Source organism: Cardinium endosymbiont cEper1 of Encarsia pergandiella (genome assembly GCF_000304455.1).
Taxonomy (GTDB): domain Bacteria; phylum Bacteroidota; class Bacteroidia; order Cytophagales; family Amoebophilaceae; genus Cardinium.
In genome coordinates, this window is the sequence record NC_018605.1 from 831,085 (window position 1) to 846,411 (window position 15,327).

The 15,327-nt window shown below is 40.1% G+C and carries 12 protein-coding genes; 6 read left to right on the forward strand and 6 right to left on the reverse strand.

The genetic code is table 11. The features are described 5' to 3' along the window. Positions 1 to 97: 97 nt before the first annotated feature. The 4 genes from AL022_RS03685 to AL022_RS03700 all read left to right on the forward strand — a co-directional run bounded on the left by AL022_RS03685 (position 98) and on the right by AL022_RS03700 (position 5,814). Positions 98 to 499, forward strand: a complete 402-nt coding sequence (locus tag AL022_RS03685) for a hypothetical protein (protein WP_014934935.1) — start codon at positions 98 to 100, stop codon at positions 497 to 499. A gap of 43 nt (positions 500 to 542) precedes the next feature. Next, positions 543 to 1,601, forward strand: coding sequence for an RluA family pseudouridine synthase (locus tag AL022_RS03690; protein ID WP_014934936.1), 1,059 nt, complete (start codon positions 543 to 545; stop codon positions 1,599 to 1,601). After that, on the forward strand, positions 1,570 to 2,160 hold the full coding sequence (locus tag AL022_RS03695) for a ComEA family DNA-binding protein (protein ID WP_158309917.1): 591 nt from the start codon (positions 1,570 to 1,572) through the stop codon (positions 2,158 to 2,160). Before AL022_RS03690 ends, AL022_RS03695 begins: the two co-directional genes overlap by 32 nt. A 129-nt stretch (positions 2,161 to 2,289) precedes the next feature. Continuing rightward, the gene (locus AL022_RS03700) at positions 2,290 to 5,814 is read left to right on the forward strand and encodes a sodium:solute symporter family transporter (RefSeq protein WP_041546142.1); all 3,525 of its coding nucleotides are present in this window, start codon (positions 2,290 to 2,292) and stop codon (positions 5,812 to 5,814) included. A 26-nt stretch (positions 5,815 to 5,840) separates the two neighbouring features. Here the strand turns inward: AL022_RS03700 and AL022_RS03705 are convergent, their stop codons facing one another. The 5 genes from AL022_RS03705 to rsmH are packed head-to-tail and all read right to left on the reverse strand — an operon-like array spanning position 5,841 to position 11,341. Continuing rightward, a complete protein-coding gene (locus AL022_RS03705) occupies positions 5,841 to 6,965 on the reverse strand; it encodes a cysteine desulfurase family protein (protein ID WP_014934939.1) in 1,125 nt (374 codons plus the stop codon). A 60-nt stretch (positions 6,966 to 7,025) separates the two neighbouring features. Continuing rightward, positions 7,026 to 7,580 (reverse strand): DUF6913 domain-containing protein, encoded by a 555-nt coding sequence (locus AL022_RS03710; protein ID WP_014934940.1) that lies wholly within the window; start codon positions 7,578 to 7,580, stop codon positions 7,026 to 7,028. Further along, a complete protein-coding gene (ligA, locus tag AL022_RS03715; RefSeq protein WP_014934941.1) occupies positions 7,577 to 9,577 on the reverse strand; it encodes an NAD-dependent DNA ligase LigA in 2,001 nt (666 codons plus the stop codon). The genes AL022_RS03710 and ligA overlap by 4 nt, the downstream gene beginning before the upstream one ends. 57 nt (positions 9,578 to 9,634) lie before the next feature. After that, a complete protein-coding gene (locus AL022_RS03720) occupies positions 9,635 to 10,363 on the reverse strand; it encodes a ZIP family metal transporter (protein ID WP_014934942.1) in 729 nt (242 codons plus the stop codon). Between the two features lie 54 nt (positions 10,364 to 10,417). Beyond that, a complete protein-coding gene (gene rsmH, locus AL022_RS03725) occupies positions 10,418 to 11,341 on the reverse strand; it encodes a 16S rRNA (cytosine(1402)-N(4))-methyltransferase RsmH (RefSeq protein WP_014934943.1) in 924 nt (307 codons plus the stop codon). A gap of 453 nt (positions 11,342 to 11,794) precedes the next feature. Here rsmH and AL022_RS03730 point away from each other — a divergent pair, with 453 nt between their 5' ends. Further along, positions 11,795 to 12,913: an HD domain-containing protein gene (locus AL022_RS03730; protein WP_014934945.1), complete on the forward strand. Its 1,119-nt coding sequence runs from the start codon at positions 11,795 to 11,797 to the stop codon at positions 12,911 to 12,913. Positions 12,914 to 12,979: 66 nt separating this feature from the next. Further along, positions 12,980 to 14,035: an endolytic transglycosylase MltG gene (gene mltG, locus AL022_RS03735; protein ID WP_014934946.1), complete on the forward strand. Its 1,056-nt coding sequence runs from the start codon at positions 12,980 to 12,982 to the stop codon at positions 14,033 to 14,035. 190 nt (positions 14,036 to 14,225) lie between these two features. Here mltG and AL022_RS03740 read toward each other — a convergent pair whose 3' ends face one another. Next, on the reverse strand, positions 14,226 to 14,936 hold the full coding sequence (locus AL022_RS03740; RefSeq protein WP_148269063.1) for a hypothetical protein: 711 nt from the start codon (positions 14,934 to 14,936) through the stop codon (positions 14,226 to 14,228). Positions 14,937 to 15,327: the final 391 nt, after the last annotated feature.

The following is a 15,327-nucleotide window of genomic DNA, read 5'->3' on the forward strand; positions in this document are numbered from 1 at the left end:
TGTGGTGGATAAAAAGCCTATATTGCGCTTTTTATAGTAAATTGATCCATTACAGCTTCGTACGCAATACATTTTTGTTTATTTGTAAGGTCAACCAATGGATTTTTATACATTTCTATCTAAAGCAGCCTTTAAGATTCTTATAATTTTAATCTTTTCGGGTATCCGATGGCTCTATACCCATCGGAGGGATTCAGATAATACAATGTCCCATAACGAAAAATATGATTATGATGAAGAGGAAGAAGAGGACGATTATGATGAAGAGCAGGCCAAGCAGGAGGTAACGCATCAAGCCATCTCTTCTACTATAGCCAAGCCAGTGGTGCACAAAAAGCCTCAAGCGACACCTTTGCCGCAAGCAGCAGCCGCGCATCCTAGCTTATCCAAACCTAGCCCCAGCGTAGATCGAAAAGCCCACCTAGTCGGCAAACGAAAATTATTTAAAAATGGATTGCTGATGGATGCACTTATGAAACGAAAGGACTATGTAATATGATCCTAGCTATAGCAGATTGCACCAAGCCATTTTTCTCTTATACATGAAACCAGATCGCCCATTTCAAAGGCTTTTAAAGGCCCATCTAATGACCGTTACAAACGAAAATTGTAACTTGCGTATAGACAAATTTTTATCAGACTTTTTAAATATAAGTCGCCATAAAGTCCAATCAGCCATTGCACAGGAATGGGTTTCCGTTAATGGTCAGCCTATAAAATCCAATTATAAGGTTCAGCCTAAAGATGCAATCATAGCCCATATACCTACCGCCACGGAGGCAGCTACGCTGACGCCAGAAGCGATACCATTAGATATTGTATATGAAGATGACCACTTACTGGTTGTCCACAAACCAGCCCAGATGGTAGTCCATCCAGATACCGCCCATCAAACCGGAACATTGGCCCATGGGCTGCTCCATCGCTATAAAAATTTACCTTTAAAAGACGATATGCCGACCCGGCCTGGCTTGGTACATCGGATTGATAAAGATACATCTGGTCTATTGGTAGTCGCCAAAACAGCAGAAAGTTTGGCCCATTTGTCCCGTCAATTTTACAACCATACGGTCAAACGGATTTACCATGCATTGGTTTGGGGCAACCCTGAAAATGGATGCGGCACCATCGATTTAAATATTGGGAAAAGCCGCCGCCATCAAAAAAGCTTAGCTTTCCCAGATGGGAAAAAGGCTGTTACCCATTATCAGGTCATCAAGCCACTACAGCAGGTTGCCCTTGTAGCCTGTAGATTAGAAACAGGGCGTACCCATCAGATTCGCGTCCATATGCAACAGATCGGTCACCCCGTCTTCGGTGATCCGCAATATGGTGGTGATGCAATCGTTAAGGGTCAACGCTATGCTTCCTATAAGGCGTTTATACGCAACTGCTTTAAACTAATGCCTTACCAGGCACTCCATGCAGCCGTATTGGGCTTTAACCACCCGGTTACTGGCGCACCACTCTCCTTTGAAGCGGCTTTACCAGAAAATTTTGTTAAACTCATAGAGCAATGGGAAAAATACAACACCGCTCGTATGGACCATGTTGCGCAAGATAAAACATTTGATCAAACAAGTCTTCCACTTTTCCAATAGGGAAAGCAATAGCTTACTAGCTATGGTTACCTTTATGCTAGTGGCCGTTATAGCCCCTAAAGTAGTACAGCTATACTACAGCTATAAACCAGACCATGGTGCAGACACCGCGTTATTGGAAAAACAGCTGGCCTTATTGCAAGCCAATAGGGATAGATTGGTCCCATTGGATATAAACAGCACTACGGCAGAACCACTACTAGTCATAGAGGGGATAACCCAACCACTTGCCCTTAGAATCCTACGGTATAGAGACAAATTGGGTGGGTTTGTTTCCGTTGACCAATACAAAGAAGTATATGGCTTATCTGGCCGTCTGCGCGCCAAACTCATCCAGCGCACCACTATACAAACAGGCTATCAACCTAAAAAAGTATCCTTAAACCGGGCAACCCGTAAGCAGTTGGCTGCACATCCCTATATTTCATATGGTATGGCCCAAGCCATTATAGATTACAGAAAACGCGAAGGAAAATTTACTACCTTACATGCCATTCAAACACTACCGGGCTACCACCCAGATTGGGGAAAAAAAGTAATGCCCTATCTCTCCCTTTAACCATCCTTTACAACAGGTCCCTTTCTTCACTTTTGATTTCTAGATAAGAATTCGTATTATAAAGTGTAGCGCTACTGCTATGCCTATTTTTTAATTTTTTAACGGCTTGATCTTATGATATACTTTAATATGCCGTTATATATAGTGGCAGTCTTTTTGGGGTTAACCTTTATAATGGGTATTTATTTTAGTAGAAAAAAAACTACTTTCCGGGAATATGCAATCGGGAATAAACAATTCGGTACGGCTACTTTGGTATCTACGATATTGGCTACTGCTTTTGGAGGGGGAGGGTTGAAGCGTACTGTAGAGTCTACTTATGAACTTGGCTTAGACTGGATAATAATTCCACTCTCTTTAGGTATTAGCTTATGGATCATTGCTAAATTAGCCTTGCGTATGGGGCCATTTATGCAACACCTCTCTATGTCAGAGACTATAGATAGTGTCTATGGTAGGCACCCAATGATTATCGCTTCTATCGTTAATATCTGTACTGCTATCTTTGCTGTTACTATGCAAATCAATGTAATGTCTGAGGCGATTAAGATGTGTTTTCCATCGATTGAACCTCGTATTATTACTATTCTTTCCACTATACTTCTTATTTTTTATTCTACATTTGGGGGTATTCGGGCCATTACTTATACAGATATATTGCAGTTTATAACCTTTTCCATTATTATTCCGCTTCTGGCTTGGTTTATGTTTATACAAATAGGCAAACCAGTCACGGAAATAGTTCCTGTCCTACAAAATTATCCTAAATTTCAGTTTAACAACTTATTTCAGCTTAATAGCCATCTAATCGGGATAGTTCTAATTTTTCTATCTTGTGCGGTAGCTTCTATAGAGCCTAGTATTATACAACGGGTCTATATGGCTTCTAGTCTCATCCAAGCTCGAAAAGCTTTTTCGTATGCAGGTCTTTTTTGTTTTCCTATATTCTTTTTTATCAATCTAGTTGGTATATTTGTTTTTGTAGGAGCACCTGATTTACTAAAAGAAAATATCTGGGAATATATAACTACCAATATTCCTTCTTTATTCAAAGGCTTTCTTAGCATTAGTTTTCTTGCTATGTCGATGTCTACCGCTGATTCTTGGTTAAATGTTTCTGCTATTATGGTTAGCCATGATATCCTAAAAAACCTACACAAGACAAAAGAATCGATTGATGCCTATAAACTTAGAATAGCTAGATGGGCCACTCTAGTGATAGGTCTATTGGCTATGTTGATAGCTTTTCGTTGTAAAGATCTTGTACAATTACTGTACTGGACTCTTGATTGTGCTCTACCTATTATAACGGCCCCTTTTATCTTAGCCATTTTTGGTTTTCGGGGTACTTCTCGTACAGCTTTAATCGGTATGGCTACTGGTTTCTTCACTATTTTAGCGTGGAACAAGTGGGTTGCGCCGTCCACGGGAATGGATGGTTCCTTTCTGGCTATGGTGGCCAATGGCTTGGCGATGCTAGCAGCCCATTATCTACTGAAACAACCAGAAGGTGCCGGGTGGGCTAAACCAGATAATGAGCTCCAGCAGATGCAGCAAGCACGTGCGCGGAAGCGTGCGGAACGAAAAGAAGCCATTAAAATGGCCTGGGCCAATAGAAAAGTAACTTTGAGTAAATTGACGCCCAATGATGCTATGCTACGCTGCATAGGACTCTATATGGTGGTTACTTCTATTATGGATTATTGGTTTATGCAACCCACTTCCATCTCTTGGCCCATAATCCAAGTTTGTATAGGTACCCTGCTGATCGCTTCTAAAACTTTTTTTAGCAAAGTACTGCCGAACTGGTTGATTGGCCTAGGTGCACTTATCATCCTAACGGTTTATTTACCGCTAGATTTGCTTTGGCATTCTTGGTATTCATTAGACACGATTTTTACTGCATGCTTGTCTTTGGCCCATTGCGCCATTATTTTAGCGACATTACCCCTCTACCTAGGGATAAAAGTTGTAGCAGCGACGATATTATTGATGCTCCCTACTGCGATTCAATGCGCTTTGCCGGAATTAGTTGTCCTACTGCCGATATGTGGAGCGATGCTATTGGTATGCAGCATTATTATTTACCTTAAAGTCAGATTAAGCCATGCTACAACTAGAATTCTTTATCTTGAAAATAGAGAAAAGCTTAAAGAAGCGGAAAAAGTAAAGGCTTCTTTATATGATGCCGCTATAATGCCAGCTGCTTCAGCTGGACAGTGCAAGGGCTATGGCGCTATTCTAACAAAAGTCATTCAAAAAATGGAAGAATCTATCTCTTTCTTAGACCAAAATATGCCTCTCTATAAGCAGGATTTTCAAAGTATTATCAATAAGCTTTATGACTGGGTAGCCTATTTCAATAGAAGAGAAAAAGCCAAAAAGCATGCACTGCTCCAGCCTACTAAAATTCATGTAGAAGAGCTGATCCATAAGGTGGAATTTACGTTGTCCCAAGAGATGTCAGACCCGCCTAGGCTACTCGTAGAAAAAATAAACAATATGGGACCATTATGCCCCTATATCACCTGCGATATAAACCAAATAGTGTATTTATTGACTCAGGCTGTTTTACGGGTGGGTGGCCTAGCTAAGGCCCCTATTATCCGGCTACAACTGCAGGCTACCGCTTTACAATTTAAGCAAGCAGATCCTATTGAAAGTCACCGCCTACTATCCACTCATTTTCAAGCTACTGCCTGGGCAATAAGTGAAGTAGCTACCCCTTCTGAAGCGCTTCCGAAGGTGAAAAAATGCTATGAAGATAGGATAGATCTTATAAAACCTCAACAGCAATGTCCGCCACCGATAGACCTTCAGGAAGCCACTATATCCACTATTGTAACTGCCCACTATGGTTACAAAAAAATTTCTATGGATAAAAAACCACCAACTATTTTGCTGGTATTGCCTACTGATGTTACTGAACTCCTTAAGCATATGACGGCTGGACTACCTATAGATGCTTTAGCCACAGAGGGCCCTATCTCTCCTAAGGAGCAGGCCGATTCCATGATGGCTTTGATGCAATTCCATGACTATGTCTCCAAATCGGCTTATGAAAATGATCCCATCGATCTAGTCATCCTTTCAGGAGTGCTTCTACTGCTGCGCCAACGCTTTGCCCATAAACGGCATGCCTCAGGCAAACTGTTTTATGTACGGGCAGTAGGGATTTCCACATTAGTGGTAGAATGGGCTTTTCACTCTCCTAAAGTGATTTATGCTTCCTTGCTCTATGACCTGGTACGCCATACCTGTTTGCCTCTTTCTTACATAAAGGAACATTATAATTTAGGAATTTATGCTTTTGTATGGAATATAGTCAATACAGACAAACGACAAGAACTAGATCATCCTTCGTTGCTTTATGTACAGAACCGCTTGAAAGAAGCGATCAAGGAAGAACATGTACAGCTTTCGGTTCTATTTATCAAACTAGCCGAACGGCTCTATGATTTGCGCCATGCAGCTGGCTATGTGCATCTACCAGAGGTACACCATATGGCACAAGAAACACTAGCCATAGATATACAACTAGCTAATAAATACTTAAACCCAGAGATAGGCGCAGCCTTAGAAGAAGCCGCCAAAGCTGCACTAGCCATTTGTGCCGATAACCCATCGGATCAAGACCACCATACAGTTGGTTAGTAGTTTACACGCCTCCTTATACTACCTTACTTCGTATAAAGCTGCGTTAGCAAATCAACTGTTTTTTTAACTTCTGCAAAGGTAGTATTTTTACTAAAAGAGAAACGTATCGCATGGTTGGTTTCTTTTTGCAAAGCAGCTATAACCGCCGAACCTATATGGCTACCACTTGTACAGGCACTGCCTGTAGAAGCAGCTATACCATGAATATCTAAATGGTAGACAACCATATCGCGCCCATCTGAGTCAGGCAATGAAATATTTAATAGATTGGGACTGCTTTGGGTTAAGCTTGCACTCTGTCCATTAAAGGTTACATCGGGCATATGTGTTTTCAATAACTCGATCATATACTGCTTAATGGCTAACAAGTGTGCTACCACTTTTGTTTTATGCTCAAAAGCCATTTCCAATGCTTTGGCCATGCCAACAATATAGGCGACATTTTCAGTCCCTCCGCGCATATTTAACTCTTGCCCCCCTCCCGTAATCAGTGGTGCAACCGATACCTTAGCATCTATATAGACAAAGCCAATCCCTTTGGGTCCATGTATTTTATGGGCAGAACCAAGGGCAAGATGACAAGACTGAAAGTCAGCAAGGCCACAATAGATACTTTGAATGGTATCAGAATGAAAATAAGCACCATATGCTTTACAAAGCGCTCCGATGGCTACCGCATTGGTTATATTCCCTATTTCATGATTGACCTGCATAAAACTCACCAAAGCATGGGGATGGCCTTTTAACCATTCCGCTACTTCATCCAACATAAAGCCCCCCTCTTGGTCAACCTGGACATAGGATAAGGTAATCTTACCCTGTCTGGCCAAGGTTTCTAGAGGCATCCGAACTGAAAGATGCTCCAAGGGAGAAGTCAACACATGGGCTATTTGCATCGCCTCTATAACACCTCTTAACAACATATTGTTTCCCTCTGTACCACCAGAGGTAAAGAAGATTTCAGAAGGCGCCACATCCAATAAGGTCGCTATTTTTTTTCTAGCTTTTTCAAGCGCTGCTTTCGCACGGCAACCATAACGATGCACAGAAGCAGGATTGCCACAAAAATGGGCCATATAAGGAAGCATACTATCCAATACGGCTGAATCTAATGGCGTAGTAGCAGCATGATCTAAGTAGATATCCATAATAAAGTCTATAAGCCAGATGGGTCAACCAATGGTACTTTTTATCTTTGGGCAATGATGTCATTGCCCTTCCATACATCCCGTATAGTGCAACATCTGACTGGCCAATCTTTTGATATCTTCTACCGGAGTAGTCCGATTTACTTGGACCATTACTTCAAAGAAATTTCTGGACGTAGGATCAAAATGACCCACACGGCATTTGGCATGATGTTGGACTAAAATAGATGCCAATACTGGATGGATCGTCAAATCTAAATAAAACAAATAATCAAAAGAAGTTTTTATAAACTTTTGTATGCGGTCACTTTTTGCCTTCCCTAAAATAGTAATGGCACCATGGTCAAAAGCATAGCGCAAATGACTACTGGTATGGATACGATCTTTCTTTGTAGTGTAACAAAGCACACCAACTTGCTTATCCAAATTTTTTAAATCTCGAATAAAACGTTGTACCACCTCATGCTTGGCAGGACTTTCATAACTATAGAGTACACCTATAGTGGTTGCTTTGTTCAAGCCTACATTGCTGCGTGCCACCGTCTTATTTTTTGAGGCCAAGCGGGTTACAACGCCTAAAATAAAAAGCTTTGTACTTAAGTATAAACGGATCATGCCATCATCTTTATAAGCTCATCTTCTTCTAAAATCGGAATGCCCCATGCCATGGCCTTTGTCAACTTGGATGGACCAACTTTAGTGCCTGCTACCAAGTAATCCACTTTACTAGAAATAGCAGGCAACACCCTTCCGCCTGCTGCTTCTATTAATTTAGTACATTCTGCCCTTGTAAATTTTTGAAAAGTACCCGATATAACAAAGTTTTTTGAAGAAAATGGCAACAAAGTATCAACAGGCTCCGGCAAGATAAACTGCACCCCCGCAGCTTGTAGCCCATTAAGAATGGTTTGTTGGTAAGGATCCTTCAGGTAATCCAGTATACTCTGCACAATCTTCTCTCCAATATCTGGTAGCTGTAATAGCTCCGCTTCAGTGGCCCCTTGCAACCGTTCCATAGACCTAAAGTGTAGCGCTAGTTTCCTAGCTACCGTTTCCCCTACATGCTGAATACCCAAAGCAAACAATACCCTATCAAAAGGCCTTGTTTTGGAGCCTTGAATATTAGCCAATAATCTTTGCGTGGATAGCGCTTGAAAGCCCGCTAAGCCATTGACCGCATCATAACGCAATCTGTAAAGATCTGCTGCCGTTTGGACCAATTTAGCCTCCAATAAAGTATCAACCGTTTTAGGGCCTAAGGCATCAATATCCATCGCTTTCCGATGGGCAAAATGGAGTAAAGCACCTTTTAATTGGGGCAAACAGCCCTGCTTATTGGGGCAGTAGTAGGCAACGCACCCTGCTGCCCGGTGGAGTAGTGTCCCACAAGCAGGACAAGAACAGATAAAGCGAACAGGCTGGCCATCAGTATGGCGACGCGCCCTATCTATCCCCACGACCTTAGGAATAATCTCCCCACCTTTTTCAATAAAAATCGTATCGCCCAAATAAAGATCACGCCTAGCCAACTCATCTGCATTGTACAATGAAGCACGACGGACCGTAGTACCTGCCAATGGAACGGGACTAAAATGCGCAACTGGTGTCACTATTCCCGTTCTGCCTAGCTGAAAGGTTACCCTTTGTAGGGTAGAATGTGCCCTTTCTGGTTGATATTTATAGGCAATAGCCCAGCGCGGCGACTTAGAAGTTCTACCCATTCTATCTTGTTGAGCCAGCTTATTTACCTTGATCACCACTCCATCCACCTCAACCGGTAAATCCTTTTTATATTGCGCACAATAACGAATATACGCCATGATTTCCACACTATTATGACATACCTTATAAGTAGGTGGCACAGAAAAACCCAACGCAGACAGTAATGCCAACGCCGCTTGTTGCGTAGGACAAGTATAAGATGGCCCATAAAAACCATACCCATAAAATGCCAGCTGACGCGCTTTAACCCCCTCTACATCCAACGCCTTTAATGTACCCGCTGTAATATTACGAGGATTGGCCCACAAAGGTTCACCTTTTGCCTTTCGTGCACTATTTAATGCTTTAAAAACTGCCTTGGACATAAAGGCCTCGCCACGGACCTCAAATGCGTCACATGGCGGATTTTGAATATTTTGGGGCAAGGGCAAACATTGGGCCACATGGCGTGTGACATCATCGCCCTTTTCACCATCACCCCGTGTCACCACACGTACCAATCTCCCCTTTTCATAAAGGATGCTTAGTGCCACACCATCTATTTTAGGTTCACATATAAAATCTATCGTCGCATTTGGAAACATTTTTTTTGCCCTTTCCACAAATTGCACCACCTCTATTTCTGAATAGGTTTTAGCCAAAGAGAGCATAGGCGTCTGGTGATACACCACTTCAAAACCCTTTGAAAGTCGTTCTCCAACCACCTCAGTTGGAGAGTTAGGCCATTTTAAATGAGGATGGGCCTCCTCCAACCGCGTTAACCGTTCCAATAATTGGTCATATCCATAATCAGAAATTTCAGAAATCCCCTTTTGGAAATAACATTCATTGTAGTACCGAATTAAGTCTATCAAACGTTTGATCTCCTTACTGATATCAGATGGCTCCATAGACTATTTACTCCATATTATAAACCGAACCTATTTTTTTAGCAGCAAACCAACCCACTATAATACAAATTGGACCAATGCCGCCAATCCAGCCCCAAGTAAACTAACCCACAAAGTAAACTGGTTCGAATGATGATTGGGACTCGCTTCAAAAAGCATAGTAGCCGAAATGTACAAAAAATTACCGGTTACAATAGCACATAATACAACGCTACCACCATCAGAAATATAATGATGGGAATAGTCACCCAGCCACAACCCTACTGGAGAAGCCAAAGCAAATAGCACCAAATAGCGTAACATGTGTCTAATAGATAGGTTAAAACCACGCAACACACTGATTAAAGCAAAAGCTTCCAAAAACTTATGGAGCATCATACCCAGTAAAAGCCCTTTTTGGGTAGCATGACCAGGATGACCATGGGCTAAAAGGGTACCATCTAATAGCGCATGAAATGCAATAGAAGTTAAAAACGCAAACATTTTATAGTCTTTTAGACAAGCATGCCCTGAAGTTGGGGCCATAGAATGGCCATGCTCCACACCAGCAGTAAAGGTTTCAATAAAACGCTGCAAAAAAAATCCAATCATCATACACCCCCCTACATACAGCGGCACTACCTTGGACAGAAAAAGCTCAGGCATTAAATGCAAGAAAGTATTGGCCAATAAATAACCTCCCGAAAAAGTTAGCAAGCGTGGTAAAATGCGGATCGAACAGTGTGTAACCACCAAAAGTCCACCTAGTAATGCGGAAAGAAAAAGTGCAAAAAACTCGATAATCATTATCAATCCATAATGGTTAAAAACGACCCGTGCATACCGATTGGTTCCATAACGTTATGCAACACGTACTGCTATCCGTAACCGTGCGCTTCGCGCACGATTGTTTCTAGTTACCTCCTCTACAGAAGGCATAAAAGGTTTTTTTTGTAGAGGAACAAAAGGACGCAACAGATTGCCATAACCATCCTGCTGTACCTTGCCCCATACATTACCCGTATTGAAAAAGTTTTTAACCAATCGATCTTCTAAAGAATGATAGGAAATAATGGCCAAGCGACCTTTAGGTTTCATACATTCAACACTACGCTTTAGTAATTCCTCCAACGCAACAAGCTCATTATTTACTTCAATACGGATGGCTTGAAACACCTTTGCAAGATACTGATTTACTTTTATTTTAGGCGCAAATGGTTTAAGAATAGTGCTCAACTGATGGGTCGTTACAACAGGTGCACGCTTGCGTGCTTGTATAATAGCTTCAGCAACAGCCATCGCGCCTACTATTTCCCCATAACCATTCAATACATCGGCTAATTGTTCCACCGTATAGCTATTTACTATATGCTGAGCCGAATAAAGGGAATTTGGATCCATCCGCATATCGAGTGTACCATCAAAACGAGTAGAAAAACCACGCCCTGGCGTATCTATTTGGTAGGAAGAAGTACCTAAATCTGCTAAGATACCATCTAGTTGTGGAATACCGTAAAAATTTATAAACTCCTTTACAAATCGAAACGATGCCCTAATAAAGGTTAAAGGTTTACCAGTAAACCATTCGGCCATTTTAGCAGCCGCTGGGTCCTTATCAAAGGCAAATAAATGGCCACTAGATAGCGATTCTACTATTCTTTTCGTATGGCCTCCTCCCCCAAAAGTAAGGTCAGCATAGTGGCCTGTTGGTACGATAGACAAGCCCCTCACGACCTGATCTGGCATCACTGGTATATGATAGCGCTCTGAAACAGTTGTAACCATATATCAAAGATTGTAAACTTTCAACGCCTTTCAAAAATAACTAGACCACTTAAAAATACAAATAAACTACTAAAAGACATCCTAGTGGTTAGGAGTATATAAATTGCATCCGTATAAAATATTGTAAGATTAAATAAATTTTGAGGGCATGCTGTAGCATAAGCAAAAATATATTCCATAAACAAACTAAACAAAAGTATTTTTTTGCAAAACTAGTAATTATTTTGTAGAATATATATAATAATAATATGAATAACGTATTATTTTATGAAAATAATATGCATTATATGGATTGGTTTTGAAGTATTGCTATTGCTATAAGTGTTTATTTTTGCGCTTGGAACGATAAGTTCGTAACTTACGAACAGAGAATTTACCTTAATGGGTAAACCCTAGTCTTAAACATATAAGCTTATAGATCCAGTTAACCCAATAATTTTTTGATTGTATCAAATGATAAAAAAACACGAAATCCCTGATGTAAATAATTGGAATTTACATCAACTTGCAAGAGCAGTAAGCAAAGACCCAAACGATACGCAACAAGCTTGCTCTACGATTCAAACAGCATATGAATGGGCAGAGCAGTTTGAACAAAAAATGGATAAAGCAACATGCAAACGTTGTGTAAAGGATTCGATACAAATAGCCATGATTGCTGCTACAGAGATGTCTTTAGATCTTCCTACCGTTGTAGTGGCCCTCTTAACACCAGCTTTTTTAAAAAAATTTATTGAAAAAGAAGCTGTTGAAAAACATTTTGGTTCAAAAACAGCTTCCATACTAGAGGCAGTGGCCATGTTAAAGGATTACAGATTACGTAACGATACCATTCGTAACTATCCAAATCATCCTAATATAAATTGCCACCATATTTTAGCCATTTTGCTACAAATGTGTGAGATTATTCACCTACATTGTAGTGGCGTAATATTCGAAAATCTGGATACAGAATTGGTCCCTTCTAACGCCCAACTGCTACTTGAACTCAAACATTTTTATATCCCATTATCTCATAGAATGCGGTTATATGATATTCAAACCAAGTTGGCAGATTTCTGGTTAAAGCATACAGACACATTGAGTTACTATGCCATTACCGCCAAACTTGGCATGACTAAAATAAAAAGGCAGCAAAAATTAAATTTTGTTGCTGAAGAAGTGCAAGCAGCTATAAAAGAACGCAACATTGATTTTATTATAAAAAAAAGGATTAAATCGGTTTATTCTATTTGGCATAAAATTCAAAAACTAAAGATTGATTTTGATCAAGTCCATGACCTTACCGCTATTAGAATCATTTTAACCAATATGGATGGCAAAACATTGCAAGAAGAAAAAGTGGCTTGTTGGAAAATACTTAGTATCATTAGCAATCTGTACAAACCAATATGTAACATTATGAGGGACTGGATCAGTATACCAAGAGATAGTAGATATGAGTCGCTCCATCTTACCTTTGAAACCTATAAATATGGGCAATTAGAGATACAAATACGTACAGAGCGCATGGACTATATAGCAGAATATGGTGAGGCAGCACACTGGAAATATAAGTATACCAGCCTATAATCACCTGTCAAACGCAGGCCTATACCATTTGAATTGACAGTTATTTTATTAATGAATAACCCATGCATGGTAAATCTTTCTTTCGTTTACGCTTTTTTGTTAAAAACAAAGCGGCAGTGGCAATGGATAATTGGGGTGGGTGTTTTAATTTGCATTATCTTATATGCGATACTGGCATTTCCTAACACACACGCACCCAATCGTTTGCTGGTGATTCCAAAGGGATGTACCCGTTACCAACTCAAAAGTAAACTAGAAAATGAAGGATATATAAAAAATGGAACCACTTTTTTATGGGCAACCTATTTATTGAGGTATTATCCTGAAAATAGGCCTGGCCAATACAAAATAATGGCTCATATGAATAATTGGCAAATGATTAGAATGCTACGTGGTGGCATGCAACATCCCGTTAAGCTTACTTTTGCTACTGCGGCCAATAAAGCTTCCTTAATAGATCAGCTGGTCCGTCCTATAGGTATCACCAAAGCGCCACTATGGGCACTACTAAATGATGCAGAAAAGTTATCAGCCTATGGCTTTACGCGAGAAAATGTATTAACTATGTTCATTCCAGATACCTATGAAATATACTGGACGATTACAGCAGAACAGTTGATATCAAAAATCCATTTGGCTTACCAACGTTTTTGGCATACAATACGTCTGAATAAAGCGAAAAAAATAGGCTTAAGTCCAACAGATGTCTCCATTTTAGCCTCTATCGTTCAAGCAGAAACAAACGACCCACAAGAAGCTGCTAAGATTGCAGGAGTCTATTTAAATAGACTCAAACGCCATATGCCCCTTCAATCTTGTCCAATGCTTGTCTATGCGCTAAAAGAAAAGCAATGTGGTATTAAAAGAGTCTTGCAAGAGGATACCTATATGGATTCTCCCTATAATTCCTATCGCAGAAAAGGGTTGCCACCTGGACCTATTGGTTTGCCTAGCGTGGCAATGATTGATGCAGTACTGAATTATATACCACATGATTACCTTTTCTTTTCAGCAAAAGAGGATTGGTCAGGGTTGCATTACTTTGCCTGTTCTTATACAGCACATTTAAAAAATGCCCATAAATATAGAAAAGCACTGAATAAGCTAAAAATTATGCGTTGAGGCCACCCAGTATATCTTGTTCAACCCTATACCGAGCAGCTCCTTTATGGGCCTACTTTAGGCAACCATGCCAACAGATACTAGATATAGTGGGTTTATAGATAGCTTTGGTATCCATAGACCCACATGTGTATGGAGCACCATTTTACATTTCCCCTATCCTACAGCGGCCATGCACAGCATAGGCCCCCTATTTGTCCTCCGGTAGTATATTTAGGGATAAAAAAGTGTGGGATGTCCTTTTCAGAGCATCCTTCAACTCTTCAGGAAAAGTATAAACATGATCTTCTTTATCATGTTGTATCATGGAATGGTTATCATCATGCTGAATTTGATTGTTCTCAACACGATCAGACGATTCACTAAACAAATTTGATAGTCTATCAAGTAGTATCTCATCAACAATAGAACCGTCATATTCATCTTCAAAAGAATAGGTATCAATATCTGTATCAAAGGAATGATCCCAGGCATCATCGGGAAATTCATCTTTATGACCATCACAATCAGCCTCTTCTAACAAACCATTTGTTTGATTCGCTATAATAGAAACTTCAGCATGTTCTTTATCTATTTGGATCGATATACTAGACGTTGCAGCATGGTGATCATCTGTTTGGATCGATACACTAGAAGTTTCAACATGTTCTTTAACATGATCTGTAACTGCTACTACTGCTGGGGGCATCTTACTTGGAGTTGAGTCAACTACTTGTTGTATGGAACCATTATAGGCAGTCCATCTATCTTGATCGTTTTTTATAGAAGAGGAGTAACTAAAATAATCTGCTGATGGGTCATTTAATACTCTAAAATCGGGATGTAAACGATTTTGAATTGCTTTTGTACGAAAGGTATGGGCATCTTTATTACAGTTAAAAGCAAATAAAAATGTACCCATAGTAGATAAAAATAGGCTTCTGCGCATATTTCCTTTGCATATTAATTTTACTTTGTTTATATTACGGTGCATACGTAAATTTGTTTTGTTGTTAACAATAAAATTTTAAACCAACCCCACACAAGCTAAGGTTTTTCTAACCATCATTATGGAAATCGCATGGTGCCATTGGGTGAATAGTCCATTTGCAGTATGTAAGCTGGAATTAAAAACAAACGGATCAAAAATGTATAATATATAGCGCGCCATACAACACTGTATATAAAAGCGATTACTTGTATAAAAAGTAGGTCGCAAGCGCGCCAATAAAAAAGGTTATATTAAATTCTCCCAAATAACCTAAAAAATCTAGAAGCTTGAACTTGTGCCTGATCTTCCTAGAGTGCACTAC

What these genes read in the sequence shown, in the direction of transcription:
- AL022_RS03700 (WP_041546142.1), top strand. Translation starts at nt 2,290, where the DNA reads ATGCCGTTATATATAGTGGCAGTCTTTTTGGGGTTAACCTTTATAATG.
- AL022_RS03720 (WP_014934942.1), bottom strand. Translation starts at nt 10,363, where the DNA reads ATGATTATCGAGTTTTTTGCACTTTTTCTTTCCGCATTACTAGGTGGA.
- ligA (WP_014934941.1), bottom strand. Translation starts at nt 9,577, where the DNA reads ATGGAGCCATCTGATATCAGTAAGGAGATCAAACGTTTGATAGACTTA.
- rsmH (WP_014934943.1), bottom strand. Translation starts at nt 11,341, where the DNA reads ATGGTTACAACTGTTTCAGAGCGCTATCATATACCAGTGATGCCAGAT.
- mltG (WP_014934946.1), top strand. Translation starts at nt 12,980, where the DNA reads ATGGTAAATCTTTCTTTCGTTTACGCTTTTTTGTTAAAAACAAAGCGG.
- AL022_RS03730 (WP_014934945.1), top strand. Translation starts at nt 11,795, where the DNA reads ATGATAAAAAAACACGAAATCCCTGATGTAAATAATTGGAATTTACAT.
- AL022_RS03690 (WP_014934936.1), top strand. Translation starts at nt 543, where the DNA reads ATGAAACCAGATCGCCCATTTCAAAGGCTTTTAAAGGCCCATCTAATG.
- AL022_RS03710 (WP_014934940.1), bottom strand. Translation starts at nt 7,580, where the DNA reads ATGATCCGTTTATACTTAAGTACAAAGCTTTTTATTTTAGGCGTTGTA.
- AL022_RS03685 (WP_014934935.1), top strand. Translation starts at nt 98, where the DNA reads ATGGATTTTTATACATTTCTATCTAAAGCAGCCTTTAAGATTCTTATA.
- AL022_RS03740 (WP_148269063.1), bottom strand. Translation starts at nt 14,936, where the DNA reads ATGGGTACATTTTTATTTGCTTTTAACTGTAATAAAGATGCCCATACC.
- AL022_RS03705 (WP_014934939.1), bottom strand. Translation starts at nt 6,965, where the DNA reads ATGGATATCTACTTAGATCATGCTGCTACTACGCCATTAGATTCAGCC.